Annotated in this window: 2 protein-coding genes; both read left to right on the top strand. The window is 45.3% G+C overall.

Annotated elements, in window-relative coordinates; all coding sequences use genetic code 11:
* Positions 1-493: RNA-guided endonuclease InsQ/TnpB family protein (locus ACUVJL_RS16740; RefSeq protein ID WP_445246881.1), on the top strand; the 493-nt coding region annotated here is incomplete at its 5' end.
* 159 nt (positions 494-652) lie between these two features.
* The gene (locus ACUVJL_RS16745; protein ID WP_333244950.1) at positions 653-1,231 is read left to right on the top strand and encodes a biotin transporter BioY; all 579 of its coding nucleotides are present in this window, start codon (positions 653-655) and stop codon (positions 1,229-1,231) included.
* Positions 1,232-1,576: the final 345 nt, after the last annotated feature.

The raw sequence follows: 1,576 nt of genomic DNA on the forward strand, positions 1-1,576 counted from the left end.
CAAGCTTAAATTGCTGCAACAACGTGTCTGTCGTAAAAAACTAGGTTCTAACAATTGGCGTAAAGCTCAAAAGAAAGTCGCCAAACTGCATGAATACGTTGCTAACAGTCGGAAAGATTGGCATCGTAAATTATCTCATCAGATCTGCAAAGACGTGGGAATGATTTTCGTTGAGGATCTGAATCTGGTTGGGCTGTCTAGGGCGATGCTAGGGAAACACTGCTTAGACGCAAGCTGGGGTCAGTTCTTCACAACCCTAGAGCAAACTTGTTTGAAATATGGCGTGTACTTTCAAAAGGTAAGCGCTCATAAAACGAGTCAAGTTTGCCCCAATTGTCTAGCAGAGACAGGAAAAAAACAGCTTGATGAGCGTACTCATTCATGCTCGAACTGTGGCTATACAACGGACAGAGATGTTGCAGCCGCTCAAGTAGTTCTAATTAGAGGACTTGCAGCCGTAGGGCATACGGTCAAGATGCTTGCCTGCCAGTAAATTCATTGGAATCCCTGCGAATCAAGAATCCCCTCGCCTTTAGTCAGGGGTATGTCAAAGTAGTGCTAGTATTAAGAATTCAAAAGCTGCGCGCATTGAAGCTTGCCTCGGACAAATGCCTTCTGCCTTATACCTTCTGACGAATACCGTTTGATGATAATGCCTGCTCCTATTGAATTAATCTGGGCTGTTATTGGTTTGCTGCTGACGATAGGAGGCACTTTTTTGCCTGCATCTGTCACAATTCCTATTGGTTTGTGGGACGATCGAGGACTTCAGGCGTACTCTTTAGGTGTTACCTATCAAATTGGAGCCGTTTTGCTAGTAGGCTGCATGGGGGGGAAAAATGCTGCGGCTCTCTCGCAAATTGCTTATTTGGCATTAGGATTAACTTTGTGGCCAGTTTTTTCTCAAGGCGGCGGCATCGGCTATCTCAAAGAAGCGAGTTTTGGGTATTTGCTGGGTTTTGTGCCTGGTGCTTGGGTGTGCGGCTGGGTGGCTTTTAAGGTGGCTTCGCGGCTGGAATCTATGGCTTTTAGCTGTTTATGCGGTTTGTTCACAGTTCACGCGATCGGCTTAATTTATCTAATTTTTACTTACTTGCTGCCTCCGGCAAAAAAAACACCTTTATTCGATGAGATTCTTAAATATTCGGTTTATCCTCTGCCCGGACAATTGGCGGTAGTTTGTGCGATCGCAGTGCTGTCATTTACTTTGCGCCGCTTGATGTTTTATTGATTGGGTAATTGGGAATTGGGAATTGGTAATCGGGGATTGGTTGTTGTGTCAAATAAGGTTATACTATACATTGCGAAACGGGAGAATCATCTCGCTGCGGCTGGGATTGGTTTGATCCACTGCATTCTGCTCGCAGTCAGGAACCTCAGTCTAAAGGCATGAGGCTTGAAAGAGAAATCTAACAAGCCATCCTGACCAGCCTAAGTCTTTACTGACTACGTTTTTTGAGTCACGATACCGGAGAATGCGAAGCTAGTTTTCCGCTCTATCGCTTGCAACTAAACAGTCTTAAGGTCACTGAGATAGTGTTGCTAGCCGGCGCAAGCTCACTAAACATTGGCGAAG

This window comes from Microcoleus sp. OTE_8_concoct_300, from assembly GCF_031383065.1.
In the GTDB taxonomy this organism is placed as follows: domain Bacteria; phylum Cyanobacteriota; class Cyanobacteriia; order Cyanobacteriales; family Microcoleaceae; genus Microcoleus.